Here is a 539-nt window from a genome sequence, read left to right as displayed (position 1 = left end):
CGCCGACGTTGGAGCCGGCGATGAGGAGGCAGTCGGTGAGGAGGATGTCGGAGAAGGGGTTGCCGGCGCGGTCGATGCCGAAGGAGAGCTTGTTGGCTCCGGCGGCGGAGACCATGCAGAGGCGTCCGTTGTAGTCGACGTGCCGGGACTTGAGGGCGACGCGGGCGAACTTGCCGACGAGGTAGGTCTTCTCCGAGAAGAGGCTGGCGCCGCCGAGGAGCCCGAAGGAGTCGTTGCCGTACTCGCCCTGGATGCGGCGGATCTCGGCGACGGTGTGGTCGAGGGCCTCCTCCCAGCTGACCTCGCGGAACTCCTCGTCGCGATGGCGGCGCATGAGGGGGGCGGTGAGCCGGTCGGGGTGGTTGACCTGCTGGTAGGCGTTGATGCCCTTGGGGCAGAGCCGCATGCGGTTGATGTCGTGGTTGCGGGGTTCGACGCCGAAGACCTTGCCGTGGTGGTCGACGCGGAGGTACATGCCGCACTGGACGCCGCAGAAGCAGCAGTGGGTGGGGACGAGGGTCTCGCCGTTCTGGTCGGCG

Annotated in this window: 1 protein-coding gene; it reads right to left on the bottom strand. The window is 68.3% G+C overall.

From position 1 onward, the window contains the following. Positions 1 to 539 (bottom strand): molybdopterin oxidoreductase family protein (locus CCN56_RS41050; protein ID WP_179200177.1); only part of this gene is annotated, 539 nt, incomplete at both ends.

It is taken from the genome of Streptomyces sp. NRRL B-24572 (assembly GCF_002156145.1).
Classification (GTDB): domain Bacteria; phylum Actinomycetota; class Actinomycetes; order Streptomycetales; family Streptomycetaceae; genus Streptomyces; species Streptomyces vietnamensis.
This window is presented reverse-complemented; position numbering and strand designations above follow the sequence as displayed.